Consider the following 22,988-nt stretch of genomic DNA (forward strand, 5'->3'; position numbering starts at 1 on the left):
GCCCACCAGGTGGATGGCCGGGCCCCCACCTGCGGTTTGTCCTCATCTCTTTAGAGAGGCACAGCCAGCGAAACGACAGGAAATGTCGCTAAAGTGACCGGGCCGGCGAGAACGCCGGGACAACCAAGGAAAGTACGAGCATGAGCAAGAAAGTCGCTTACGTTACCGGAGGCATGGGAGGCATCGGCACCGCGATCTGCCGCCGCCTGCATCAGGACGGTTTCACGGTCATCGCCGGCTGCGGGCCGACCCGTGACTACGGCAAGTGGCTTGCAGAACAGAAGGCCGAGGGTTTCGACTTCCACGCCTCGGTGGGCAACGTGGGCAACTGGGACTCGACGGTCGAGGCCTTCTCCGACGCGAAGGCCAAGCACGGCAGCATCGACGTGCTGGTGAACAACGCCGGCATCACCCGCGACCGCATGTTCGTGAAGATGACGCCCGACGACTGGAACGCGGTCATCGAGACCAACCTCAACAGCATGTTCAACGTCACCAAGCAGGTGGTGGGCGACATGGTCGAGAAGGGCTGGGGCCGCATCATCAACATCAGCTCGGTCAATGGCGCCAAGGGCCAGGCCGGCCAGACCAACTACTCGGCCGCCAAGGCCGGCATGCACGGCTTCACCATGGCCCTGGCGCAGGAGCTGGCGACCAAGGGCGTGACGGTCAACACCGTGAGCCCGGGCTACATCGGCACCGACATGGTCAAGGCCATCCGCCAGGAAGTGCTGGACAAGATCGTCGGCACCATCCCCGTCAAGCGCCTGGGCGAACCGAGCGAAATCGCCTCGATCATCTCCTGGCTGGCATCCAGCGAAGGCGGCTATTCCACCGGCGCCGATTTCCCGGTCAACGGCGGCCTGCACATGCACTGACGCGCACCTGCGCGACCGCGGCGGCCGGCCTGCGCCGGGCGCCTGTCCAAAAGCCCGCCTCGCGCGGGCTTTTCGCTGATGCGCGGCGCATGTCCCGCCGATGCGGCCGGTGGCACGGCTCCTGCAAAATGGGCCGATGCACCATGGCGCCTCCCTCATCAGCACGATCGCCGCCGCCCTGGGGCTGGCCCTCGCCCTCGGCTTCATCGCGGCGCGGCTCAAGCTGCCGGCGCTGGTGGGCTACCTGCTGGCGGGGGTACTGATCGGGCCCTTCACGCCGGGCTTCGTCGCCGACGCGGACATCGCCGCCCAACTGGCGGAGATCGGCGTCATGCTGCTGATGTTCGGCGTCGGCCTGCACTTCTCGCTGGACGATCTGCTGCAGGTGCGGCGCATCGCGCTGCCGGGGGCGCTGGTGCAGATCGCCGCCGCCACCTGCATGGGCGGACTGCTGGCGCTGTGGTGGGGCTGGAGCCTGGGCGCGGCGCTGGTGTTCGGCCTCGCGCTGTCGGTGGCCAGCACGGTGGTGCTGCTGCGGGCGCTGGAAAGCCTGGGCATCCTGGACACCCACACCGGCCGCATCGCCGTCGGCTGGCTGGTGGTCGAAGACCTGGCCATGGTGCTCGTGCTGGTGCTGCTGCCGCCGCTGGCGCAGGTCCTTGGCGGCCGTGCCGAGGCCGGCTCGGACGGATCCATGGCCTCGCTGGGCCGCACGCTCGGCATGACGCTGCTGCAGGTCGGCGGCTTCGTGGCGCTGATGCTGGTGGTCGGCCGCCGGCTGTTTCCCTGGCTGCTGTGGCAGGTCACGCGCACGGGCTCGCGCGAACTGTTCACCCTGTGCGTCGTGGCGGCGGCGGTGAGCATCGCCTTCGCCTCGGCGTCGCTGTTCGGCGTGTCGTTCGCGCTCGGGGCGTTCTTTGCCGGCATGGTGATGCGGGAGTCGGAATTCAGCCATCGCGCGGCCGAGGAATCGCTGCCCCTGCGCGACGCCTTCGCCGTGCTGTTCTTCGTGTCAGTGGGCATGCTGTTCGACCCGACGGTGCTCGTCACCCGGCCGCTGCAGGTGCTGGCGGTGGTAATGGTGATCGTGGTGGGCAAGTCGGTGGCGGCCTGCCTGCTGGTGCTGGCCTTCCGCTACCCGCTGGCGACGGCGCTGACGGTGAGTGCGAGCCTGGCGCAGATCGGCGAGTTCTCGTTCATCCTGCTGGCGCTGGGCCTGCGCCTGGAACTGCTGCCGCCCGAGGCGCAGAGCCTGGTGCTGGCGGGCGCCCTGGTGTCGATTGCGACCAATCCGCTGTGGTTCGGCGCGATCCAGCCGATCCTGAACTGGCTGCGGCTGCATTCGTCGCTGGCGCGGCGGCTGGAGGCGCGCGACGATCCGCTGGCCGAACTTCCGGCGACGACGGCGGCGCGCTATCTCTCCAGGCAGGTGGTGCTGGTCGGCTATGGCCGCGTGGGGCGCCGCATCGCGACGCAGCTTCGTACGCACGACATCCCCTTCGTCGTCGCGGACCAGAACCGCGAACTGGTCGAGCGTCTGCGGGAAGAGGGCGGGGCGGCCGTCTGGGGCGATGCGGCCGAGCCGTCCGTGCTGATCCAGGCGCACATCGCGCGGGCGCGCGTGCTGGTGGTGGCCATCGCCGACCCGCTGAACGTGCGGCAGATGATCGAGACGGCCCGCACGCTCAACCCCGAGGTGGAAGTCGTGCTCCGCAGCCACAACGAGGACGAGGCGCAGCTGTTGCGCCAGGAGCTTGCCGCGACCGTGTACCTGGGCGAGCACGAACTGGCCCAGGCCATGGCGGTGGACGTGGTCCGGCGCGCGGTTCCGGTCCCGGCCGCCGCTTCCTAGTGCCTACAGGTCTTCGATCACCAGGGCGCGGTAACGCTGCCCCATCACGAAGGGCGTTCCGTCCAGTCCGGCGCGCAGGGCCTCGACGGCCTCGTCGTCGTCGGTGCGCACCAGGAGGCCCGCATGGCCTTCGCGGGCCAGCTTGATGTAGGCCCGCACCGTGGCGCCCTCCGTGCCGGGCGAGGGCAGCGGGTTGTCGGCATCGCTGGCGGTGGGTCCGATCTGGTCGATGATGGCCTGCGGCGTCACGAAGGCGATGTCCGCGCCGGGCACTCCAGCCTCCGACAGCTTTGCTGCGGCGTCGCGCGCCGCCGACTCGTCCGCGAACATCAACATCGTGTGGCCGGTCGGATAGAAGGTCTTGCCGAGGGTGGACAGCATCTCGGGCGTCAAGGCAAAAGGCGTCATGGGCGTCTCCTGGGTCGAAGGAGGCCGGAGCGCGGCCTCGCCGACGAAAGGTAGACGTGTGGCGCCGAACCGTTGTAGGAACGCGGCCTGCAAGGGAGCCCGAGATTGTCAACTAACTCACATTTTTGTTAAATTTGTGTCGAGTTGTTCGAACGCGATGCGCTTTTCGCACGTTCGTCCGCCTACCATCGTGGCATGAGGAACGGTGTTGCCCTGCGTTTGATCACTTTCGTCGTTGCGAGCGCGCTGCTTGCAGGCGCCGGTGCGGCGCTGTGGTTCATGCCGCCGCAGACCTCGGCGGAATGGGCGGCATGGGTTCAGGCAGCCGGCGTCTGCGCGGCGCTCGGGCTGGCGTTGCGGCTGCAGTACATGGCGAGCCGGCAGGCCTCGCGGCAGGCCGACCGCGTGGCCACGCTGTTCGCCGCCAACATGCACTGGGTGTTCCGCGAGCTCAGCGACGCCTGCATCAAGCGCGCGTGGGCCGACTTTGCCGTCCACCGCCGGGTGCTGCAGGAGGTGCTGGCCCAGGGTCGCGAAGTGAGCCTGCAGCAACTCGACGGTTCGGGCCTCGCCATGGTGACCAGCCTGCGCGCCATGGGCGTGGAAGGGCTGGAGATGGTCGCCACGCATACCCCGCAGGGCGACTGGCACCACCTGCACCGCTATTTCGAGAAGCGCCTGCCCAGCATCGCCGGCTGGCTGGCGCTGTACGGCCACCCTCCGGAAAGCAGCGGGCCGACCGACTACCAGGGCCTGCGCACCTCCTTCGGGCAGTTCGAGTCGCGGTAGGCGCCGCCTTTTGCGCCCTCAGTGCGGAATCTCGGCGGGCGTGGCCGGGCTGGCCGGCGGCTTGCGGATCAGCAGGAGCAGCGGGATTGCCACGACGGTCAGGACCATCATGACCCAGAAGTCGTCGAGGTACGCGACCATGGTCGCCTGCCGCGTCACTTCGGCGTTGAGCACGGCAAGACCGGCCTGGCTGCCGATGTCCAGACCCGGCGGCAGGCCGGCCAGACCCTGGTTGCCGGGGCCCACCAGCGCCGACAGGTTGGCATGGGCGCGGCCGGCGCCCTCGGTCAGCAGCGTCTGCACGACCGAGATGCCGACGCTGCTGCCGATGTTGCGCACCAGGCTGAAGATCGGCGTGCCCTCGTGCCGCAGACGGGCGGGCAGGGTGGCGAAGGTGGCAGTGGACAGCGGCACGAAGGTGAAGCCGATGCCCAGGCCCTGGATGAAGCCCGACGCGACGATGAGGTGGCTGTCCATCTCCGGCGTGAAGCGCGTCATCTGCCACAGGGAGAAGGCGGTCATGCCGAAGCCCACCGCCATGATGGCGCGCACGTCGACGCGCTGCACCAGCCGCCCGACCACCAGCATGGCGATCATGGTGCCCACGCCGCGCGGCGCGGTGACCACGCCGGTGTAGACCACCGGATAGCCCATCAGGCCCTGCAGGAAGTTGGGCAGCAGCGAGGTGGTGGCGAACAGGATGACGCCGACCACGAAGGCGAACAGCTGGCCGGTGACGAAGTTGCGGTCCTTGAGCAGCTCGCGGTTGAGGAAGCTCACGCCCTGCACCGTCCAGGTGTGGGCCACGAAGAAGGCCATGGCGACGGCCGCGCCGGCGGCCTCCAGGCGGATCTCCCAGGAATCGAACCAGTCGAGCTGCTCGCCGCGGTCCAGGAACAGTTGCAGCAGCCCGATGCCGATGCTGAGCGTGGCGAAGCCGAAGAGATCGAGCCGCTCGGCCTTCGGCCGGCTTTCCGGCAGGAAGCGGGCGATGCCCCAGAAGGCGAGCAGCCCGACCGGCAGGTTGATGAAGAAGACCCAGCGCCAGTCGAAGTGGTCGGTCAGCCAGCCGCCCAGCAGCGGGCCCAGGATGGGGCCGACCATGATGCCCGCGCCCCAGATCGCCATGGCCTGGCCCACCTTCTCGCGCGGGTTGATGTCCAGCAGCACGGCCTGCGACAACGGCACCAGCGCGGCGCCGAACAGGCCCTGCAGCAGCCGGGCGCCGACGATCTGGGTCAGCGAGCCGGCCAGCCCGCACAGCGCCGAGGCCGCGGTGAAGCCCACCACCGACACCAGAAAAACGCGCCGGCGGCCCCACTGCCCGCAGAACCAGCCGGTGAGCGGCAGGGCGATGGCCGCGGCGACGATGTAGGAGGTCAGCACCCAGGTGATCTGGTCCTGCGAGGCCTGCAGGCTGCCCTGCATGTGGGGCAGGGCGACGTTGGCGATGGTCGTGTCCAGCGCCTGCATGATCGTCGCCAGCATGATGGAGACGGTGATCAGGCCGTGGTGCCGCACGGGATTCCGGGGCGTGGGCGTCATGGGGCGTGCTCCCCGGCAGCGGCTGCGGCGCCATCCTCGTCCGCCGGTGCCGGCGGGCCGCCGTCCGGTTGCCAGGCGAGCAGCCCTTCGCGCGCCTTGGCCAGCAGCGTGACGAGCTGCGCCTGCTCGCCGGCGCTGAGGGTGACGAGGCCGTGCGCCAGCACTTCGTCGCTGATCGCCAAGGCCTGGTCCATGGCCTCGAGCGCGCGCGGCGTGGCATGGATCAGCTTGACGCGGCGGTCACTGGGCGAGGGCGCGCGCCGGATCCACCCGCCGGCCTCCATGCGGTCGCACAGCGTGGCCACGGCCATGGCGCTGGTCTCCAGCCGTTGCGCCAGGGCGGCCTGCGACAGCGGCGCGCTGGGCCCGGCCTGCTCGGGATGCGCCAGCGCCCAAAGCAGCCGGCATTGCGCCAGAGACAGCCCCATGCGCTCGCGGGCCAGCCGGTCGAAGTGCCCGGCATGCAGCTTGGCCACCTGGTTGACGAGAAAACTGAAGCGTTTGGACGGGTCGAATTTCATAAACCACTTTATCGTAAGCCTATTTATTAAATTCACCTGACCATGATGGCCGCCGCCTCTCGGGGGACAGGACCGGGTGCGCATCGGGAGGACCTGGGAAAATGCGGTACTTGTCCGCCTGCGCGACTTCTGCGCAGCCGGCTTTCGTGTTCCTTTCCTGCGGAACGGCGGCCAACCCGGCTGCCGTTTGCCGGCCTATCTGCTCGACCGGCGTCTCCGCCAAGCCTCATGAACGACAAGGACCTTTCCGAACCCTCGCCGGCATCGCTGCCCGTCGGCCGCCTTTCCGTGGCGCCGATGCTCGACTGGACTGACAGGGGCTGCCGCTACTTCCATCGCCTGCTCAGCCGCCACGCCCTGCTGTACACCGAGATGGTCAACACTGGCGCGATCCTGCACGGCGATGCGGCGCGGCACTTGCGCTTCGACGATTTCGAGCATCCCGTCGCGTTGCAGCTGGGCGGCAGCGAGCCGGCCGACCTGGCGGCCAGCGCGCGGCTGGGCGAGCAGTGGGGCTACGACGAGATCAACCTCAACTGCGGCTGCCCCAGCGAGCGGGTTCAGCGCGGTGCCTTCGGCGCCTGCCTGATGGCGGAGCCGACGCTGGTGGCCGATAGCGTGAAGGCGATGCTCGACGTGGTGAGCGTGCCTGTGACGGTCAAGCACCGCATCGGCATCGACCGGGTCGAAAGCTATGACTTCGTGCGCGACTTCGTGGGCACCGTCGCCGACGCCGGCTGCCGTCACTTCATCGTGCATGCGCGCAATGCCTGGTTGAAGGGCCTCAGCCCCAAGCAGAACCGCGAGATCCCGCCGCTGCGCTACGAGCTGGTCCACCGGCTCAAGCACGACTTTCCGCAGCTGTTCATCGCCATCAATGGCGGCATCCAGACCGATGAGCAGGTGCATGCGCAGCTGCGCCTGCTCGATGGCGTGATGGTGGGCCGCGAGGCGTACCACAACCCCTGGTGGCTTTCCCAGTGGGACAGCGCCTTCTTCGGCGATGCGCCGCGTGCGCTGACGCGCGAGGACGTGGAAGCGCAGATGTGCGACTACATGCGGCGCGAGAAGCAGGCGCATGGCACGTCCTGGCAGTCGATCGCGCGGCACATGCTGGGCCTGCGCAACGGCCTGCCGGGGGCGCGCCGCTGGCGGCAGGTGTGGAGCGACCATCGGCTGCGCGAGCTCGGTCCGCACGAGGTCATGGCCCGGGCGCATGCGTCCGCCACGGCCGAGGTCTGACGCGGGGAGGGTGCCGGCCTTGCTGTCGTGCTGGAAGCAGGTGGCTGATGCCGCGCCGCGCCGCTCTATGGCGTCAGGAAAAGCGGCGCACGCCGCGCTTCAGGAGGCCGCTTCCAGCCCGTTCGCGAAATGCTCGCGCATGCGCGTCTCGGCCGCCTGGGCGTCGCGCGTTTCAATGGCGGCTACTAGGGCGCGGTGCTCCGCCAGCGATTCTTCGATGCGGCCCGCCTTCAGCAGCGAGTTGTGACGGTTGAGCTTCATCACCTTGCGCAGGTCGGCCACCATCTGGTCGCGCCAGCGGTTGTCGGCAATGGCCAGCAGCCGCATGTGGAAGCGTTCGTTGACGGCGAAGAAGTGCTCACGGTCCACCTGGCCGGGGCGTGCGGCTGCTTCCAGCTCCTCGTGCAGCGCGCGCAATTCGGCGATCTGGGCGTCGGTCGCGCGGGTCGCCACCACGCCGGCGGCGTCGCTCTCCAGCAGGGAAAGCAGGTGGTACACGTCCGCCAAGTCGCGGTCGGACACCTCGGTCACATAGGCGCCGCGGCGCAGCTTCATCGTCACCAAACCCTCGGCGGCCAAGACCTTCAGTGCCTCGCGCAGCGGCGTGCGGCTGATGCCCAGCTCTTCCGCGATGCGTAGCTCGTCGATCCAGCTGCCCGGCTCCAGTTCGCGGCGGAAGATGCGCTGGCGCAGCAGCTCCGCCACCTCTTCATAGAGCGCGCGCGGGGTGAGGGTCAGGGCAGACATGGCCGCGACTGTATCGCACAAGAGGCCCATAATTCATAATTGAATTCATAATTACAGACGGCTAGACTTGCGGGATTCCCCGGGGTCGGCCAGCATGGCCGCACGGCCGGCACCAGAGGTCAAGCGAGAGAGACGAAGCATGGCGGATTCCGAATTCAAGCCCTCCACCCTCGAAGACTGGGCGCGCGCCGCGGCCAGGTCGGCCCCCGGCGGCGACGTCTCGGCGCTGAACTGGGTGACGCCGGACGGCATCACCGTCAAGCCGCTCTACACGGCGGCCGACCTGCAGGGCTTGCGCTACAGCGACACGCTTCCGGGCTTCGAGCCCTACATTCGCGGCCCGCAGGCCACGATGTACGCCGTGCGGCCCTGGACCATCCGCCAGTACGCGGGCTTCTCCACGGCCGAGGAATCGAACGCCTTCTACCGCAAGGCGTTGGCCGCGGGCGGGCAGGGCGTCTCGGTCGCCTTCGACCTGGCCACCCACCGCGGCTACGACAGCGACCATCCGCGCGTGACCGGCGACGTGGGCAAGGCGGGCGTGGCCATCGATTCGGTGGAGGACATGAAGATCCTGTTCGACGGCATCCCGCTGGACAAGGTCAGCGTGTCGATGACCATGAACGGCGCCGTGCTGCCCGTGCTGGCCGGCTACGTGGTGGCGGCGGAAGAGCAGGGCGTGGCGCAGAACCAGCTCAGCGGGACCATCCAGAACGACATCCTCAAGGAGTTCATGGTCCGCAACACCTACATCTACCCGCCCGAGCCGAGCATGCGGATCATCGGCGACATCATCGAGTACACGGCGAAGCACATGCCGAAGTTCAACTCGATCTCGATCTCCGGCTACCACATGCAGGAGGCCGGCGCGAACCAGGCGCTGGAGCTGGCCTTCACCCTGGCCGACGGCAAGGAATACGTGAAGACCGCCATCGCCAAGGGCATGGACGTGGACGACTTCGCCGGGCGCCTGAGCTTCTTCTGGGCCATCGGCATGAACTTCTACCTGGAAGTGGCCAAGATGCGGGCCGCCCGCCTGCTTTGGTGCCGGATCATGAAGGGCTTCAACGCCAAGAACCCCAAGAGCCTGATGCTGCGCACGCACTGCCAGACCTCGGGCTGGTCGCTCACCGAGCAGGACCCGTACAACAACGTCGTGCGCACCACCATCGAGGCCATGGCCGCGGTGTTCGGCGGCACCCAGTCGCTGCACACTAACGCGCTGGACGAGGCGATTGCACTGCCCACCGAGTTCAGCGCCCGCATCGCCCGCAACACCCAGCTCATCATCCAGGAAGAGACGCACATCACCAGCGTCATCGATCCCTGGGCCGGCAGCTACATGATGGAGAAGCTCACCCAGGACATGGCCGATGCCGCCTGGGCCATCATCGAAGAGGTCGAGGTCATGGGCGGCATGACGAAGGCCGTGGACAGCGGCTGGGCCAAGCTCAAGATCGAGGCCGCCGCGGCCGAGAAGCAGGCCCGCATCGACTCCGGCCGCGACGTCATCGTGGGCGTCAACAAGTACAAGCTAAAGAACGAGGACCCGGTCGAGATCCTCGCCATCGACAACATGAAGGTGCGCGACCAGCAGGTGGCGCGGCTGCAGAAGATCCGCGCCGCGCGCGACGGCGCGAAGGTGCAGGCGGCGCTCGATGCGCTCACCTCGGCCGCCGAAAAGAACGAGGGCAACCTGCTCGACCTGAGCATCCAGGCCATCCGCCTGCGCGCCACCGTGGGCGAGGTGTCGGACGCGCTGGAAAAGGCCTTCGGCCGCCACCGCGCCGACACGCAGAAGGTGACGGGCGTCTACGCCGCCGCCTACGACTCGGCCGAGGGCTGGGAGGCGCTCAAGAAGGAGATCGACGCCTTCGCCGAGGACCAGGGCCGCCGCCCGCGCGTGATGATCTCCAAACTGGGCCAGGACGGCCACGACCGCGGCGCCAAGGTCGTGGCCACGGCCTTCGCCGACCTGGGCTTCGACGTGGACATGGGCCCGCTCTTCCAGACCCCCGAGGAATGCGCCCGCCAGGCCATTGAGAACGACGTGCATGCCGTGGGCGTGAGCACCCTGGCGGCCGGCCACAAGACGCTGGTGCCGGCCATCATCGAAGAGCTCAAGAAGCAGGGCGCCGACGACATCATCGTGTTCGTCGGCGGCGTGATCCCGCGGCAGGACTACGAGTTCCTGTACGAGGCGGGCGTGAAGGGCATCTATGGGCCGGGCACTCCGATTCCGGCCAGCGCGAAGGATGTGCTGGAGCAGATCCGGGCGGCTGTCGCTGCCTGATCGTTGTCTGCATGGGAGTGCCTTTCAGGGTCTCGGTCGAGGCCATCGGCGGTCCGTCTGGCTTGGCCCAGCGCCGCGCCGTGGCCAAGGCCATCACCTTGCTGGAGTCGACCCGCGCCGACCACCGCGCCCAGGCCGACGAATTGCTCACCGCGTTGCTGCCGCATACCGGCAAGAGCTTCCGCCTCGGCATCTCCGGCGTGCCGGGCGTGGGCAAGTCCACCTTCATCGAGGCGCTGGGCCTGTACCTGATCGACCAGGGCCACCGCGTGGCGGTGCTCACCATCGACCCGTCGTCCACCGTCTCCGGCGGCTCCATCCTGGGCGACAAGACGCGCATGGAGCGCCTCTCGGTGCACGAGCAGGCGTACATCCGCCCGAGCCCCTCGTCGGGCACGCTGGGCGGCGTGGCCGAGAAGACGCGCGAGGCCATGCTGGTCTGCGAGGCGGCGGGCTACGACGTGGTGATCGTCGAGACCGTCGGCGTGGGCCAGAGCGAGACGGCCGTGGCCGGCATGACCGACATGTTCGTGCTGCTGCAGCTGCCCAACGCCGGCGACGATCTGCAGGCCATCAAGAAGGGCGTGATGGAGATCGCCGACCTGGTGGTCATCAACAAGGCCGACATCGACCCCGACGCCGCCACGCGCGCCCAGGCGCAGATCACCTCGGCCCTGCGGCTCTTCGGCCACCATGGCAATCCGCAGCATGCGCAGGCCATGCACGACGCACACGGCGGTGCCGAGGTGCGGCACTGGCTGCCGCGCGTGATGCAGCTCAGTGCGCTGACCGGCGCCGGCGTGGACCGCTTCTGGGCCGCTGTGAGCGACTTTCGCCACCTGCAGACGGCCAACGGCCGCCTGGCTGCGCGGCGCGAGAAACAGGCGCTGGCCTGGATGTGGGAACGCATCGAGGCCGGCCTGCGCCACGCCTTCCGCCAGCATCCGCAGGTGCGCGAGCAGCTCGCCGGCCTCTCCGCCGAGGTGGCGGCCGGCCGCGTGGCCGCGTCCACCGCCGCACGCCAACTCCTCGCTCTGGCGGCGCAAGGCGCCCAAACCGCATCCGGGACGGCGATCGACGCGCCGCCCCCCACATCCCCAACCGACAGGACACCATGAAGGACATCCTCGAAGAACTCGAACGCCGCCGTGCGCAGGCGCACCAGGGCGGCGGCCAGAAGCGCATCGACGCGCAGCATGCCAAGGGCAAGCTCACCGCGCGCGAGCGCATCGAACTGCTGCTTGACGACGGCACCTTCGAAGAATGGGACATGTTCGTCGAGCACCGCTGCACCGACTTCGGCATGGCGGACAACAAGATCCCGGGCGATGGCGTGGTCACGGGCTACGGCATGATCAACGGCCGGCTCGTCTTCGTCTTCAGCCAGGACTTCACCGTCTTCGGCGGTGCGCTGTCCGAGGCCCATGCCGAGAAGATCTGCAAGGTGATGGACCAGGCGATGAAGGTGGGCGCCCCGGTCATCGGTCTCAACGACTCGGGCGGCGCCCGCATCCAGGAAGGCGTGGCTTCGCTGGGCGGCTATGCGGACGTGTTCCAGCGCAACGTGATGGCCTCGGGCGTGGTGCCGCAGATCAGCCTGGTCATGGGCCCCTGCGCGGGTGGCGCGGTGTACTCGCCGGCCATGACCGACTTCATCTTCATGGTGAAGGACTCCAGCTACATGTTCGTCACCGGGCCCGAGGTGGTGAAGACGGTGACGCACGAGAGCGTCACGGCCGAGGAGTTGGGCGGCGCCGTCACCCACACCACCAAGAGCGGCGTGGCCGATCTGGCCTTCGAGAACGACGTGGAGGCGCTGATGATGCTGCGCCGCCTGTACAACTACCTGCCGTTGTCCAACCGCGAGAAGCCGCCGGTGCGCCCCAGCGGCGACCCGGCCGACCGCGCCGACCTGTCGCTGGACACGCTGGTGCCCGACAACCCCAACAAGCCCTACGACATGAAGGAGCTGATCCTCAAGGTCGTGGACGACGGCGACTTCTTCGAGCTGCAGCCCGACTATGCGAAGAACATCGTGATCGGCTTCGCGCGCATGGAAGGCCAGAGCGTGGGCATCGTCGCCAACCAGCCGCTGGTGCTGGCCGGCTGCCTGGACATCAGGAGCTCGATCAAGGCGGCGCGCTTCGTGCGCTTCTGCGATGCCTTCAACATTCCCGTCATCACTTTCGTGGACGTGCCGGGCTTCATGCCCGGCACCAGCCAGGAGTACGGCGGCATCATCAAGCACGGCGCCAAGCTGCTGTATGCGTACGCCGAATGCACGGTGCCCAAGATCACCGTCATCACGCGCAAGGCCTATGGCGGTGCCTACGATGTGATGGCCTCCAAGCACCTGCGCGGCGACGTCAACCTGGCCTGGCCGCGCGCCGAGATCGCCGTGATGGGCGCCAAGGGCGCGGTGGAGATCATCTTCCGCGAGGAGAAGAAGGACCCCGAGAAGCTGGCCGCCCGCGAGGCCGAATACAAGGCCCGCTTCGCCAACCCCTTCGTGGCCAGCGCGCGCGGCTACATCGACGACGTGATCCTGCCGCACGAGACGCGCAAGCGCATCTGCCGCAGTCTGGTGATGCTGCGCGAGAAGAAGCTCGAGAACCCGTGGCGCAAGCACGGGAACATTCCGCTGTGAGCGCCGTGCAGTCAAGGAGCACCCCATGACCCTGAGTCTCTACTACCACCCGTACTCGCGCGCCGCGGGCACGCTTTGGGCACTGGAAGAATCCGGCGTCGACCATGACCTGAAGGTGATCGACATCATGAAGGGCGAGCAGAAGGGCCCCGAGCTGATGGCGAAGAACCCCATGGGCAAGCTGCCCACGCTGGTGGACGGCGACGTCGTCGTCACCGAGGCGGCCGCCATCGCGCTCTACCTGGCCGACCGCTACGCACCCGGGCTGGCGCCGGCGCTGGACGATCCGCAGCGTGGCACCTACCTGCGCTGGTCGCTGTTTGCACCCAGCGTGATCGAGCCTGCCGTCATGGCCCGGCATTCCGGCTGGGCCGTCAGGGAGGTGTCCGCAGGCTGGGGCAGCTTCGATGCCATGCTCGCCACGGCGGAGAGCGCCATCGCAGGCAAGGCATTCGTCCTGGGCGACCGTTTCTCCATGGCCGACGTGGTGTTCGGCGGCACGCTGCGCTTCATGCTCGGCTTCAAGCAGATCGAGCCCACGCCGGTGTTCGCCGACTATGTGGCCCGCCTCGATGCCCGCCCGGCCTGCCAGCGTGCCGATGCGAGGAACGCCGCCATGCGCAAGGAACTGGGGCTGCAGTGAGCGGCGACCCGTCCACACACCAGACATCGGAGCAGACGTGTTCAAGAAGATCCTGATTGCCAACCGCGGCGAAATCGCCTGCCGCGTCATCAAGACCGCCCGCAAGATGGGCATCCAGACGGTGGCCGTGTACTCGGACGCGGACCGCGACGCCCGCCATGTCGAGCTGGCGGACGAGGCCGTGCACATCGGCGCCGCGCCCTCGCGCGAGTCCTACCTGATGGCGGACCGCATCATCGAGGCCTGCAGGAAGACGGGCGCCGAGGCGGTGCACCCGGGCTACGGCTTCCTGTCGGAGAACGAGGCCTTCGCCCGGCGCGTGGAAGAGGAGGGCATCGTCTTCATCGGGCCCAAGCACCATTCCATCGCGGCCATGGGCGACAAGATCGCCTCCAAGAAGCTGGCGAACGAGGCCAAGGTCAACACCATCCCCGGCTACAACGAGGCCATCGACACGCCCGAGCAGGCCGTGGAGATCGCCAAGGGCATCGGCTACCCGGTGATGATCAAGGCCAGTGCCGGCGGCGGCGGCAAGGGGCTGCGCGTCGCCTTCAACGACAAGGAGGCGCTGGAAGGCTTCACGGCCTGCCGCAACGAGGCGCGCAACTCCTTCGGCGACGACCGCATCTTCATCGAGAAGTTCGTCGAGCAGCCGCGCCACATCGAGATCCAGGTGCTGGGCGACAGCCAGGGCCACGTCATCTACCTCAACGAGCGCGAGTGCTCCATCCAGCGCCGCCATCAGAAGGTGATCGAGGAGGCGCCGTCGCCCTTCATCAGCGAGGCCACGCGCAAGGCCATGGGCGAGCAGGCGGTGGCGCTGGCCAAGGCGGTGAACTACCAGTCGGCCGGCACGGTGGAGTTCGTGGTGGGCAAGGACCAGGACTTCTACTTCCTGGAGATGAACACCCGCCTGCAGGTGGAGCATCCGGTCACCGAGTGCATCACCGGGCTGGACCTCGTGGAGCTGATGATCCGCATCGCGGCCGGCGAACCACTGCCGCTGACGCAGGCCGACGTGAAGCGCGACGGCTGGGCCATGGAATGCCGCATCAACGCGGAAGACCCGTTCCGCAACTTCCTGCCGTCGACGGGCCGGCTGGTGAAGTTCCAGCCACCGGCCGAGTCGCTGTCGGCCGCCGAGCCGAATGCACCCGATGCCTACGGCGTGCGCGTGGACACGGGCGTGTACGAGGGGGGCGAGATCCCCATGTACTACGACTCGATGATCGCCAAGCTCATCGTGCACGGGCGCGATCGGGCGCATGCCATCGCACTGATGCGCGAGGCCCTCAACGGCTTCGCGATCCGTGGCATCCACAGCAACATCCCTTTCCAGGCGGCGCTGCTGGCGCATCCGAAATTCGTCAGCGGGGACTTCAACACCGGCTTCATTGCCGAGCATTACGGCCAGGGCTTCCGCGCCGAGGACGTGCCGCACGACGATCCCGACTTCCTGGTCGCCCTGGCCGCCTATGCGCACCGCCGCTACCGCGCACGGGCCTCCGGCATCAGCGGCCAGCTCGCGGGCCATGGCGTGAAGGTGGGCGAGCAGTTCGTGGTCGTCACGCTGGCGGCGGACGGCGCGCATCGCCACACGCCAGTGAGCGTCACCGACTTCCAGGGCGCCACCGGTGCGAGCGCCGTGCAGGTCGGCGGCCGCAGCTACCAGCTCGAAAGCCGCTCGCCGCTGGGCGGCATCCGGGTCGAGGGCCGCGTCGACGGCCAGCCCTTCACCGCCCAGGTGGAGCGCGGCGCCGGCAAGAACCCGCTGGCCCTTCGCGTGCAGCACAACGGCACGCAGATCGAGGCCATGGTGCTGTCGCCGCTGGGCGCGCGGCTGCAGGCGCTGATGCCCTACAAGGCGCCGCCGGACATGAGCAAGTTCCTGCTCTCGCCCATGCCCGGGCTGCTGGTGGACGTCGCCGTCAAGGAAGGCCAGCAGGTGCAGGCCGGTGAGAAGCTCGCCGTCATCGAGGCCATGAAGATGGAGAACGTGCTCTTCGCGGCGCAGGACGGCGTGGTGGGCAAGATCGCGGCCGCCAAGGGCGAATCGCTGGCGGTGGACCAGGTGATCCTGGAATTCAACTGAGTGCAGCTGGCTACGATCGCGCCTATGGACACGACCCTCGAACATCCCGTGGTTCTGCACCGTGCCGCGCCCGCGGCCGACGCTGGCAGCGCCCCGCGCTGGCGTGTCGAAGCGGTGCAGGCCCTGCTGGACCTGCCCTTCAACGACCTGCTGTTCCGCGCCCAGACCGTGCACCGCGGGCACTGGCCGGCCGGCGACGTCGAGCTGGCGACGCTGCTGTCGGTCAAAACCGGGGGCTGCCCGGAGAACTGCGGCTACTGCCCGCAGTCCGCGGAGTTCGACACCGGCGTCAAGGCGCAGAAGCTGATGAGCGTGGACGAGGTCACCGCCGCGGCCCAGGCCGCCAAGGATGCCGGTGCCACCCGCTTCTGCATGGGCGCCGCTTGGCGCGCGCCCAAGGACCGCGACATCGAGAAGGTGGCCGAACTGGTGCAGGCCGTGAAGGGCCTGGGCCTGCAGTCCTGCGCCACGCTGGGCATGCTGCAGGCGCACCAGGCCCGGGCCCTGCGCGACGCCGGCCTGGACTACTACAACCACAACCTCGACACCGCGCCCGAGTATTACGGGGACGTCGTCGACACCCGCAGCTACCAGGACCGCCTGGACACCCTGGCCCATGTGCGCGCCGCCGGCATCAGCGTGTGCTGCGGCGGCATCGTGGGCATGGGCGAGGCGCCGGTGCACCGCGCCGGCCTGCTGGCGCAACTGGCCAACCTCGATCCCTATCCCGAGTCGGTGCCCATCAACAGCCTGGTGCGCGTGCCGGGCACGCCGCTGGCCGACAGCGCGCCCATCGATCCGCTGGACTTCGTGCGCGTGATCGCCGTCGCCCGCATCCTGATGCCCCGGGCCCGCGTACGCCTGTCGGCCGGCCGCCAGCAACTGGGCGAGGCCGTGCAGGCGCTGTGTTTCCTGGCCGGCGCCAATTCCATCTTCTACGGCGACAAGCTGTTGGTCACCGGCAATCCCGACGTGGAAGCCGACCGGCAACTGCTCGCCAAGCTGGGGCTGCGCGGCCGCGACGTGGCCGCCGGTGAAGGAGCTGGCGCGTGAGCACCGAGCGTCCGTTCAAGGTGCTGGGCATCCAGCAGATCGCCATCGGCGGTGCGGACAAGCAACGGCTGGCCACGCTGTGGGTCGACATGCTGGGGCTGGAAGTGACCGGCACCTTCAGGAGCGAGCGCGAGAACGTCGACGAGGACATCTGCGCCATCGGCAGCGGGCCGTTCAAGGTCGAGGTCGACCTGATGCAGCCGCTCGACCCCGACAGCAAGCCGGCCGTGCACGCCACGCCGCTCAACCACGTCGGCCTGTGGATCGACGACCTGCCGAGCGCCGTCGAATGGCTGACGGCGCAGGGCGTGCGCTTCGCGCCGGGCGGCATCCGCCGTGGTGCGGCCGGCTTCGACATCTGCTTCCTGCATCCCAAGGGCAACGAGGAATTCCCGATCTCGGGCGAAGGCGTGCTGATCGAGCTGGTGCAGGCCCCGCCCGAAGTGGTGAAGGCCTTCGCCGCACTGGCCGCCGGCGGCCAATGAGGCCACCCTGGCGCCCCGGCATCGCGCCGGGGCCCGTGCAGGCATGATCAGGCGCTCGGCCGCCGCCAGAAGGCCAGCGCGCCCGCCAGCAGCCACATGCCCAGTCCGCAGCCGCGGTTGAGCCACTGCAGGCTGCGCCGGGACAGCCAGCGCACCGCCTGCGTGCCGGCGGCCGCGTAGGCCAGCATGAGCACCGTGTCGATGCCGAGGAAGATCGCGCCCAGCAGCAGGTACTGCGGACCCTGCGGCGCCTGCACGTCGACGAACTGCGGCAGGAAGGCGGCGAAGAACAGCAGCGCCTTGGGGTTGGACAGCGCCACGGCCAGGCTGCGGGCAAAGGCCACGATGCCCTGTGCCGCGCCCTGCGGCGGCGGCGCCAGCGCCTCGCGCAGGTCGGGTGCCGGCGCGCGCCACAGCTTGAAGCCCAGCCACGCCAGGTAGAGCACGCCGCCCACCCGCAGCGCGTCGAACAGCCACGGTGAGGCCGCCAGCAGCGAACCCAGACCCAGTGCGACCACGGCGATGACCGTGGCACTGCCCACCACCGCGCCGGCGATGCCCCAGACCGCCCGGCGCAGCCCGCCGGCGATGCCGTTGGACAGTGCCAGGAGCATGGTCGGGCCGGGCGAGGCGGCCACGGCCAGGGAGGTGATGGTGTAGAGGACCAGGGTCTGCGTGTTCATGGGGGATGAACCGGGTCAGGTGCCGGAGGCCGGCGGGCGTGCCGCGCGGGCACGGGCGAGGGCGGCTTCGACGATGCGGCGCTTGCGTTCGGCGCCGTCGTCGGCGGCGATGGCCGGATCCGGCGCAGCCACGGCTTCGGCCACGGCAGGCGCCGGGCGATCGGCCTGCGCGGCCAGGCGCCGGCGCCGCGCGTCGTAGCGGCGGCGTGCCCGGTCCGCCTGCTCGGCCGACCAGGCCGCCCAGCCGCTGCGGCCGGGCGTGACCGGCTCCAGGCCGATGCAGTCCACCGGGCACACCGGCACGCACAGCTCGCAGCCGGTGCAATGGTCCTCGATGACCGTGTGCATGCGCTTGTGGAAGCCCAGGATGGCGTCCGTGGGGCAGACCTCCAGGCAGCGGGTACAGCCGATGCACCAGGCCTCGTCGATCACGGCCAGCGTCCGCGGCCCTTCGCTGCCGCAGCCGGGGTCCAGCGGCCGGCGCGGGCGGGCGGTGATGGCGGCGAGGCGCGCGATGCCTTCGTCGCCACCCGGCGGGCAGCGGTCGATCTCCGCGTCGCCGAGGGCGATGGCCTGCGCATAGGCCGCGCAGTCCGGGTAGCCGCAGCGGGTGCACTGCGTCTGCGGCAGTGCGTCGAGCAGCTGCGCGGCCAGCGCCGCGGCTTCGGGCCGGGTGAGGGCCTCAGCCACCCGCGGCGGTCTTGCGCGCGGGCCGCTTGCGGGCCGCAACCGTACGGGTCGTCGCCGGGGCCGGCGCGGCGGCAGCCACGGCGGCCGGCGCGGGGCGCGTCGTCTTGCGGGCCGTCTTTCGCGGTGCGGCCGGGGCGGCGGCGCTCACGGCAGGCGCGGCGTGGGCCGGCGCGCTGCTCTGCTTGGGCGGCACCGCATCCTCGGCTGCCAGCGGCGCGTCGTCCCGCTTCTGCGGCTGGTCGTGGGCGGCGATGAAGGCGCGCACCTTCGGGTACACCATGTCGCGCCAGCGTCGGCCGCTGAAGATGCCGTAGTGCCCGGCACCGGCCACTTCGTAGTGTTCACGGTTGCCGGCCGGAATCTGCACGCAGAGGTCGTGCGCCGCGCGCGTCTGGCCGGAGCCGGAGATGTCGTCCAGCTCGCCTTCCACCGTCAGCAGCGCGGTCTGGCGGATGTCCTGCGGGCGCACGCGCTCCGGCATGCCGTCGTCGGCGCGCACATCCCAGGTTCCGTTGACCAGGTGGAATTCCTGGAACACGGCGCGGATGGTTTCCAGGTAGTAGTCCGCGTCCATGTCGAGCACGGCGTTGTACTCGTCGTAGAACTTGCGGTGGGCTTCGGCGCTGGCGTCGTCGCCCTTCATCAGGTCCTTGAAATAGTCGTAGTGGCTCTTGGCATGGCGGTCGGGGTTCATCGCCACGAAGCCGGTGTGCTGCAGGAAGCCCGGATACACGCGGCGGCCTTCACCCGGGAAGCCCTGCGGCACGCGGTAGATCACGTTGTTCTCGAACCACTCGTAGCTCTTGTTCATCGCCAGGTTGTTCACGGCGGTGGGCGAGCGGCGGGCGTCGATGGGGCCGCCCATCATCGTCATGGACAGCGGCGTCGTCTCGCCGCGGCTGGCCATCAGCGAGATGGCGGCCAGCACCGGCACCGTGGGCTGGCATACGCTCATCACGTGGCAGTTGCCGTATTCGGCCTGCAGGTGGCGGATGAAGTCCTCGACGTAATGGATGTAGTCGTCCAGGTGGAATTCGCCGTCCGACAGGGGCACGGTGCGCGCATTCTTCCAGTCGGTGATGTAGACCTTGTGGCCCTGGAGCATGGTGCGCACGGTGTCGCGCAGCAGCGTGGCGTAATGGCCGGACAGTGGCGCCACGATGAGCACCACCGGCTGCTGCTTGAGCGCGGTCAGCACCTTCGGATCGTCGGTGTAGCGCTTGAAGCGGCGCAGTTGGCAGAAGGGCTTGTCGAGCTCGACGATTTCGTGGATGACGACGTCTGCGCCGTCGACCTGCACCGACTGGATGTCGAACTCGGGCTTCACGTAGTCCTTGCCGAGCCGGTAGATCAGGTCGTAGCCGGCCGCCACCCGCTGGGCCATCGGCAGCTGGCTGAACATCGAGCCGTTGCCGTAGAGCTTGGACATCGCCAGGGCGAAGTCCGAAAAAGGCTCCATAAGCGAGCGCTGGGCTTCATAGAGTTGGTACAGCATGGGGCGTTTCGGATGTAAGAACTGCGTTGCAATATAGCAGCGGCCCCTGACGCGCAGGCGTCGGGAGCGCGGCGCGGCCTGGGCCGGGACGGCTCCCGGGCCTAGCTGCCGACATAGCGGCCCGGCCGGTGGTTGATCCAGAGGAAGCCGCCCATCACCATCGCACCCAGGACGGACCAGCCGACCCTGGCCGGCGGCACCACGGCCAGCGCCGCCAGCAGCACGCTGCAGTCGATGGCCAGTTGCACCTTGCCGGCGCGCCAGCCGCGGCGCTCCTGCAGGTAGAGCGCGACCACGGTGGCGCCACCCAGGCTGGCCCGGTGGCGGGCCAGGAACAGGCAGCCGGTGCCGAGCATCAGGCCGCCGAACACGGCCGCGAAGGCCGGATGCAGCGCCTGGATGGTGACGAAGCGCGGGGCCGTCTCGGTCAGCACGGACAGCAGCGCAATGGCGGCGAAGGTCTTGATGGTGAATTCGCCGCCCATCTGCTTCCAGGCGAAGCCGTAGAAGGGCAGGTTGAGCAGGAAGAAGCACAGGCCCATGCCGACGCCCGTGGTGTAGTGCAGCAGGAAGGCCGCCCCGGCCGTGCCGCCGGTCAGCAGGCCGGCCTGCCCGAACAGCACCAGAGCCATGGCGACGAACAGCGTGCCCGCGCACAAGGCCTGGATGTCTTCGAGGCGGCTGTGGCGAAGGGAGGGTGTCGATACGGCCATGGTGCGGGCGGGAGCGGGGGCGTCCATGGGCGGATGCTACGCAATAAGCAAGCCAAATCCGCGTTTCGCCGATGCGGCGCCGCGCCGCGCAATGCGGGAAAACGCTGGTGGCGCAGCGGATGTCGGGCGTTAGGGGGCGTTCCGTATTGCGGCTGCTGGTCGTACGGCCCGTCGATGTCTTTGCAACGTGCCGCCAGCCCTCTTTCGTGATGTCGCTTTTATGAAACAGCCCTTGACAGACAAGACCTTCATGGCGCTGCGAATCCGCGCCGCATGTCGCGCAACTCGCTGCTGACACGCGAAGGCGATGCAGGCGTCGCGGTGGCGCGCGGAATCTCCCGAGGATTCACAAGTCGGGTGAGGCCCCGCAACCGTCGCCCGTAAGCCGTAAAACGCCCGGTCTGCCAAACATCCAGGAGTTCGTCCGCCATGCAGCAGCTTTCCATCGCCACCGCCCCCTTGAGCACACCGCCGGCGGACCCGGCTGAAATGCCGGTGCAACCGGACCGCAGCGTGCCGCCGATCCCCGGGCAGCAGCCGCCGTCGCCTGTTCTGCCCGCCATGCGCGCCAAGCTGGCGATGCACATGCGCGCGCATCGCGACTTCATGCTGGCAGCGTCGTTCCGTTGGCGCACCGTCTGACGGCGATGGCCCACGCACCGTTGGCCAATCCGCGTCGCTCCTCCTGAACGAGCGCAGTCGGCGGGCAACTTTGCCACCGGGACGCGGCTGCAGGCATAACCAGCCCGTGCTTTCGACGCGCCTCGTCTCTAAACCGGGCCTCTGACCGACAAGTTCGGCCAGCGCCTCGCATTACCATCGACCTTCCGTTGCCGTCCCCACAGGGCGGCTTTCGTTGTCGGCACGCCGCCGATGTTGAACACGAGGGAAGGTTTTCCATGTCCGTTTCTAAGAATCTCGAAGACGCCGCCAATGCCGTGGTGGAGGATCTCGCCAGCGATGTGCGCGGTGTGCTGTCCAACAAGGACCTCGAAGGCGTTCCCCAACTCAAAGCGCTGAAGCAGCGCGTGGAAACCAAGCTGGCCATCGCCCGCGAACTGGCGGCGGAAAAGAGCAAGGTCGCCGCGAAGAAGGCCAAGGAAGCCGCACAGACTGCCAACGCCTACGCGCATGACGAACCCTGGCAGATCGCTGGCGCGGCCCTCGCCGTCGGCGTGCTCGTCGGCCTGCTGATCGGCAATCGCCGTTGAGCGCGCACATCGTTGCGATGACCGATGCCGTGGCGTCCCGGAGGACGGCATGAACCGCGCGCTCGATCTGCTGGGGGTGGGCCGGCGGGTGCGCCGATGGAAGGCCGCCGGCGCCGAAGCCGCGCTGGGCGTCCACGACAGGGCCCAGCTGGCCGGCGTGGCTTGGCGGGAAGCCCGGAGCCCGCTCGCGCAGTCCGTCGCGCTGGGTGTCGCACTTGCCCTTGTGAGCGTGGTGGCGGCCCTGGCGCTGTCGGCGGCCGTCATCGTCCACGCCTGGGATGGGCCCATGCGCGTGCGTGCCGCTTGGGCCGTGGCGCTCACGTGGGGGGTGGTCTGGGCAGTGCTCTGCACCGTTCTGCTGGCGCGCCTGCGCCAGACCCGTCTTGCCGTCGCGCCGCTGCAGGAGGCGCTTCATCGCGACCTCCACGGCAACGGCGACACGACCGTCCCGCCGCCTGACGCACAGCAATTGGCGCTGCAGCGCGAGGAGATCCTGGCCCGGATCGCCGAGCAGCGCGAACGCCGCGCCCTGGTCCGTGCGCATCGCGAAGCCGCCCGGGAGGCCGCTGCGGCGCGTCCGCCCGTCCAGCCGCTGTCCGCGAAGGCCGTGCAGCTGGCCAAGGCGCATCCCGTGGCCGCGGGCGCCGCGGCGGCCGCCGTGGTGGCCGTCATCGGCCCGCGCCGCGTGCTGCGGTGGACCGGCTGGCTGCTGCCGATCCTCCTGAAACTGCGTTGAGCGGAAAGCGACGGCCGGCCTTGTCCGGCCGCCGCGCCCGCGCGCTGTCAGCGCCCGCTGAGTGCCCGGGCAGCCTCACCGATCAGCGCCGGGCCGCGGTAGATCAGGCCGGAGTAGACCTGCACCACATCCGCTCCCGCCGCGATCTTGGCCAGCGCATCCTCCCCGCTCAGGATGCCGCCGACCCCGACGATCGGAAAACCCGGCCCCAGCGCCGCGCGCAGTTGCCGGATCACCCTGTTACTGGCCTCGCGCACCGGTGCGC

At 69.0% G+C, this 22,988-nt stretch carries 22 protein-coding genes and 1 pseudogene; 14 read left to right on the top strand and 9 right to left on the bottom strand.

The features are described 5' to 3' along the window. Window positions 1-140 precede the first annotated feature (140 nt). Together phbB and NS331_RS18910 are read left to right on the top strand one after the other, a co-directional pair. The gene (phbB, locus tag NS331_RS18905; protein WP_058643505.1) at window positions 141-878 is read left to right on the top strand and encodes an acetoacetyl-CoA reductase; all 738 of its coding nucleotides are present in this window, start codon (window positions 141-143) and stop codon (window positions 876-878) included. A 136-nt stretch (window positions 879-1,014) separates the two neighbouring features. Continuing rightward, window positions 1,015-2,730, top strand: a complete 1,716-nt coding sequence (locus NS331_RS18910) for a cation:proton antiporter domain-containing protein (protein WP_058643506.1) — start codon at window positions 1,015-1,017, stop codon at window positions 2,728-2,730. Window positions 2,731-2,733: 3 nt separating this feature from the next. Here the strand turns inward: NS331_RS18910 and NS331_RS18915 are convergent, their stop codons facing one another. Then, window positions 2,734-3,138, bottom strand: a complete 405-nt coding sequence (locus NS331_RS18915) for a hypothetical protein (RefSeq protein ID WP_058643507.1) — start codon at window positions 3,136-3,138, stop codon at window positions 2,734-2,736. Window positions 3,139-3,333: 195 nt separating this feature from the next. Here NS331_RS18915 and NS331_RS18920 point away from each other — a divergent pair, with 195 nt between their 5' ends. Continuing rightward, window positions 3,334-3,927: a hypothetical protein gene (locus NS331_RS18920; protein ID WP_153012933.1), complete on the top strand. Its 594-nt coding sequence runs from the start codon at window positions 3,334-3,336 to the stop codon at window positions 3,925-3,927. An 18-nt stretch (window positions 3,928-3,945) separates the two neighbouring features. Here the strand turns inward: NS331_RS18920 and NS331_RS18925 are convergent, their stop codons facing one another. Beyond that, a complete protein-coding gene (locus NS331_RS18925; protein ID WP_058643509.1) occupies window positions 3,946-5,472 on the bottom strand; it encodes an MDR family MFS transporter in 1,527 nt (508 codons plus the stop codon). Beyond that, complete coding sequence (locus tag NS331_RS18930; protein WP_058643510.1) at window positions 5,469-5,993, bottom strand: MarR family winged helix-turn-helix transcriptional regulator; 525 nt, start codon at window positions 5,991-5,993, stop codon at window positions 5,469-5,471. Before NS331_RS18930 ends, NS331_RS18925 begins: the two co-directional genes overlap by 4 nt. 228 nt (window positions 5,994-6,221) lie before the next feature. Between NS331_RS18930 and dusA the strand changes: the two genes are divergently transcribed. Then, window positions 6,222-7,235 carry a tRNA dihydrouridine(20/20a) synthase DusA gene (gene dusA / locus NS331_RS18935; protein ID WP_058643511.1) on the top strand — a complete coding sequence of 338 codons (1,014 nt, stop codon included), beginning with the start codon at window positions 6,222-6,224 and terminating at the stop codon, window positions 7,233-7,235. Between the two features lie 99 nt (window positions 7,236-7,334). Here dusA and NS331_RS18940 read toward each other — a convergent pair whose 3' ends face one another. Then, the gene (locus tag NS331_RS18940; RefSeq protein WP_058643512.1) at window positions 7,335-7,982 is read right to left on the bottom strand and encodes a GntR family transcriptional regulator; all 648 of its coding nucleotides are present in this window, start codon (window positions 7,980-7,982) and stop codon (window positions 7,335-7,337) included. A gap of 139 nt (window positions 7,983-8,121) precedes the next feature. Here NS331_RS18940 and scpA point away from each other — a divergent pair, with 139 nt between their 5' ends. Genes scpA through NS331_RS18975 form a run of 7 tightly spaced genes read left to right on the top strand, consistent with a single transcriptional unit; the run spans window position 8,122 to window position 17,195 of the window. Further along, window positions 8,122-10,275: a methylmalonyl-CoA mutase gene (gene scpA, locus NS331_RS18945; RefSeq protein ID WP_058643513.1), complete on the top strand. Its 2,154-nt coding sequence runs from the start codon at window positions 8,122-8,124 to the stop codon at window positions 10,273-10,275. Between the two features lie 11 nt (window positions 10,276-10,286). Next, window positions 10,287-11,393, top strand: coding sequence for a methylmalonyl Co-A mutase-associated GTPase MeaB (gene meaB, locus NS331_RS18950; RefSeq protein ID WP_058643514.1), 1,107 nt, complete (start codon window positions 10,287-10,289; stop codon window positions 11,391-11,393). After that, on the top strand, window positions 11,390-12,922 hold the full coding sequence (locus NS331_RS18955) for an acyl-CoA carboxylase subunit beta (protein WP_058643515.1): 1,533 nt from the start codon (window positions 11,390-11,392) through the stop codon (window positions 12,920-12,922). The genes meaB and NS331_RS18955 overlap by 4 nt, the downstream gene beginning before the upstream one ends. 25 nt (window positions 12,923-12,947) lie before the next feature. Beyond that, on the top strand, window positions 12,948-13,565 hold the full coding sequence (locus NS331_RS18960) for a glutathione S-transferase family protein (protein WP_058643516.1): 618 nt from the start codon (window positions 12,948-12,950) through the stop codon (window positions 13,563-13,565). Window positions 13,566-13,602: 37 nt separating this feature from the next. Then, window positions 13,603-15,657: an acetyl-CoA carboxylase biotin carboxylase subunit gene (locus NS331_RS18965; protein WP_058643517.1), complete on the top strand. Its 2,055-nt coding sequence runs from the start codon at window positions 13,603-13,605 to the stop codon at window positions 15,655-15,657. A 24-nt stretch (window positions 15,658-15,681) separates the two neighbouring features. After that, the gene (gene bioB, locus NS331_RS18970) at window positions 15,682-16,710 is read left to right on the top strand and encodes a biotin synthase BioB (RefSeq protein WP_058643518.1); all 1,029 of its coding nucleotides are present in this window, start codon (window positions 15,682-15,684) and stop codon (window positions 16,708-16,710) included. Next, window positions 16,707-17,195 (top strand): VOC family protein, encoded by a 489-nt coding sequence (locus NS331_RS18975; RefSeq protein ID WP_058643519.1) that lies wholly within the window; start codon window positions 16,707-16,709, stop codon window positions 17,193-17,195. Before bioB ends, NS331_RS18975 begins: the two co-directional genes overlap by 4 nt. Before the next feature lie 47 nt (window positions 17,196-17,242). Here NS331_RS18975 and NS331_RS18980 read toward each other — a convergent pair whose 3' ends face one another. The 4 genes from NS331_RS18980 to NS331_RS18995 all read right to left on the bottom strand — a co-directional run bounded on the left by NS331_RS18980 (window position 17,243) and on the right by NS331_RS18995 (window position 20,803). Beyond that, window positions 17,243-17,878: a LysE family translocator gene (locus NS331_RS18980; protein WP_058643520.1), complete on the bottom strand. Its 636-nt coding sequence runs from the start codon at window positions 17,876-17,878 to the stop codon at window positions 17,243-17,245. Between the two features lie 15 nt (window positions 17,879-17,893). Further along, window positions 17,894-18,568, bottom strand: coding sequence for an RnfABCDGE type electron transport complex subunit B (locus NS331_RS18985; protein ID WP_082702617.1), 675 nt, complete (start codon window positions 18,566-18,568; stop codon window positions 17,894-17,896). Further along, window positions 18,561-20,063, bottom strand: coding sequence for a polyhydroxyalkanoate depolymerase (locus NS331_RS18990; protein WP_058643521.1), 1,503 nt, complete (start codon window positions 20,061-20,063; stop codon window positions 18,561-18,563). Before NS331_RS18990 ends, NS331_RS18985 begins: the two co-directional genes overlap by 8 nt. Window positions 20,064-20,164: 101 nt before the next feature. Further along, entirely contained in the window at window positions 20,165-20,803 is a 639-nt protein-coding gene (locus NS331_RS18995; protein ID WP_058643522.1) for a YitT family protein, read from the bottom strand. Window positions 20,804-21,205: 402 nt separating this feature from the next. On the opposite strand from NS331_RS18995, the gene NS331_RS19000 reads away from it, so the two are divergent. The 3 genes from NS331_RS19000 to NS331_RS19010 all read left to right on the top strand — a co-directional run bounded on the left by NS331_RS19000 (window position 21,206) and on the right by NS331_RS19010 (window position 22,723). After that, window positions 21,206-21,418 carry a hypothetical protein gene (locus tag NS331_RS19000; RefSeq protein WP_058643523.1) on the top strand — a complete coding sequence of 71 codons (213 nt, stop codon included), beginning with the start codon at window positions 21,206-21,208 and terminating at the stop codon, window positions 21,416-21,418. A 257-nt stretch (window positions 21,419-21,675) separates the two neighbouring features. Continuing rightward, a complete protein-coding gene (locus NS331_RS19005) occupies window positions 21,676-21,987 on the top strand; it encodes an ElaB/YgaM/YqjD family protein (protein ID WP_058643524.1) in 312 nt (103 codons plus the stop codon). A gap of 49 nt (window positions 21,988-22,036) precedes the next feature. After that, window positions 22,037-22,723 (top strand): hypothetical protein, encoded by a 687-nt coding sequence (locus NS331_RS19010; protein WP_058643525.1) that lies wholly within the window; start codon window positions 22,037-22,039, stop codon window positions 22,721-22,723. A 47-nt stretch (window positions 22,724-22,770) separates the two neighbouring features. Here NS331_RS19010 and NS331_RS19015 read toward each other — a convergent pair. Then, window positions 22,771-22,988, bottom strand: a pseudogene (locus tag NS331_RS19015) (quinone-dependent dihydroorotate dehydrogenase); the annotation flags it as partial.

Origin of the sequence: Pseudacidovorax intermedius (genome assembly GCF_001476815.1) — a bacterium.
Lineage (GTDB): Bacteria > Pseudomonadota > Gammaproteobacteria > Burkholderiales > Burkholderiaceae_C > Xenophilus > Xenophilus intermedius_A.

What these genes read in the sequence shown, in the direction of transcription:
- phbB (WP_058643505.1), top strand. Translation starts at nt 141, where the DNA reads ATGAGCAAGAAAGTCGCTTACGTTACCGGAGGCATGGGAGGCATCGGC.
- NS331_RS18910 (WP_058643506.1), top strand. Translation starts at nt 1,015, where the DNA reads ATGCACCATGGCGCCTCCCTCATCAGCACGATCGCCGCCGCCCTGGGG.
- NS331_RS18915 (WP_058643507.1), bottom strand. Translation starts at nt 3,138, where the DNA reads ATGACGCCTTTTGCCTTGACGCCCGAGATGCTGTCCACCCTCGGCAAG.
- NS331_RS18920 (WP_153012933.1), top strand. Translation starts at nt 3,334, where the DNA reads ATGAGGAACGGTGTTGCCCTGCGTTTGATCACTTTCGTCGTTGCGAGC.
- NS331_RS18925 (WP_058643509.1), bottom strand. Translation starts at nt 5,472, where the DNA reads ATGACGCCCACGCCCCGGAATCCCGTGCGGCACCACGGCCTGATCACC.
- NS331_RS18930 (WP_058643510.1), bottom strand. Translation starts at nt 5,993, where the DNA reads ATGAAATTCGACCCGTCCAAACGCTTCAGTTTTCTCGTCAACCAGGTG.
- dusA (WP_058643511.1), top strand. Translation starts at nt 6,222, where the DNA reads ATGAACGACAAGGACCTTTCCGAACCCTCGCCGGCATCGCTGCCCGTC.
- NS331_RS18940 (WP_058643512.1), bottom strand. Translation starts at nt 7,982, where the DNA reads ATGTCTGCCCTGACCCTCACCCCGCGCGCGCTCTATGAAGAGGTGGCG.
- scpA (WP_058643513.1), top strand. Translation starts at nt 8,122, where the DNA reads ATGGCGGATTCCGAATTCAAGCCCTCCACCCTCGAAGACTGGGCGCGC.
- meaB (WP_058643514.1), top strand. Translation starts at nt 10,287, where the DNA reads ATGGGAGTGCCTTTCAGGGTCTCGGTCGAGGCCATCGGCGGTCCGTCT.
- NS331_RS18955 (WP_058643515.1), top strand. Translation starts at nt 11,390, where the DNA reads ATGAAGGACATCCTCGAAGAACTCGAACGCCGCCGTGCGCAGGCGCAC.
- NS331_RS18960 (WP_058643516.1), top strand. Translation starts at nt 12,948, where the DNA reads ATGACCCTGAGTCTCTACTACCACCCGTACTCGCGCGCCGCGGGCACG.
- bioB (WP_058643518.1), top strand. Translation starts at nt 15,682, where the DNA reads ATGGACACGACCCTCGAACATCCCGTGGTTCTGCACCGTGCCGCGCCC.
- NS331_RS18980 (WP_058643520.1), bottom strand. Translation starts at nt 17,878, where the DNA reads ATGAACACGCAGACCCTGGTCCTCTACACCATCACCTCCCTGGCCGTG.
- NS331_RS18990 (WP_058643521.1), bottom strand. Translation starts at nt 20,063, where the DNA reads ATGCTGTACCAACTCTATGAAGCCCAGCGCTCGCTTATGGAGCCTTTT.
- NS331_RS18995 (WP_058643522.1), bottom strand. Translation starts at nt 20,803, where the DNA reads ATGGACGCCCCCGCTCCCGCCCGCACCATGGCCGTATCGACACCCTCC.
- NS331_RS19000 (WP_058643523.1), top strand. Translation starts at nt 21,206, where the DNA reads ATGCAGCAGCTTTCCATCGCCACCGCCCCCTTGAGCACACCGCCGGCG.
- NS331_RS19005 (WP_058643524.1), top strand. Translation starts at nt 21,676, where the DNA reads ATGTCCGTTTCTAAGAATCTCGAAGACGCCGCCAATGCCGTGGTGGAG.
- NS331_RS19010 (WP_058643525.1), top strand. Translation starts at nt 22,037, where the DNA reads ATGAACCGCGCGCTCGATCTGCTGGGGGTGGGCCGGCGGGTGCGCCGA.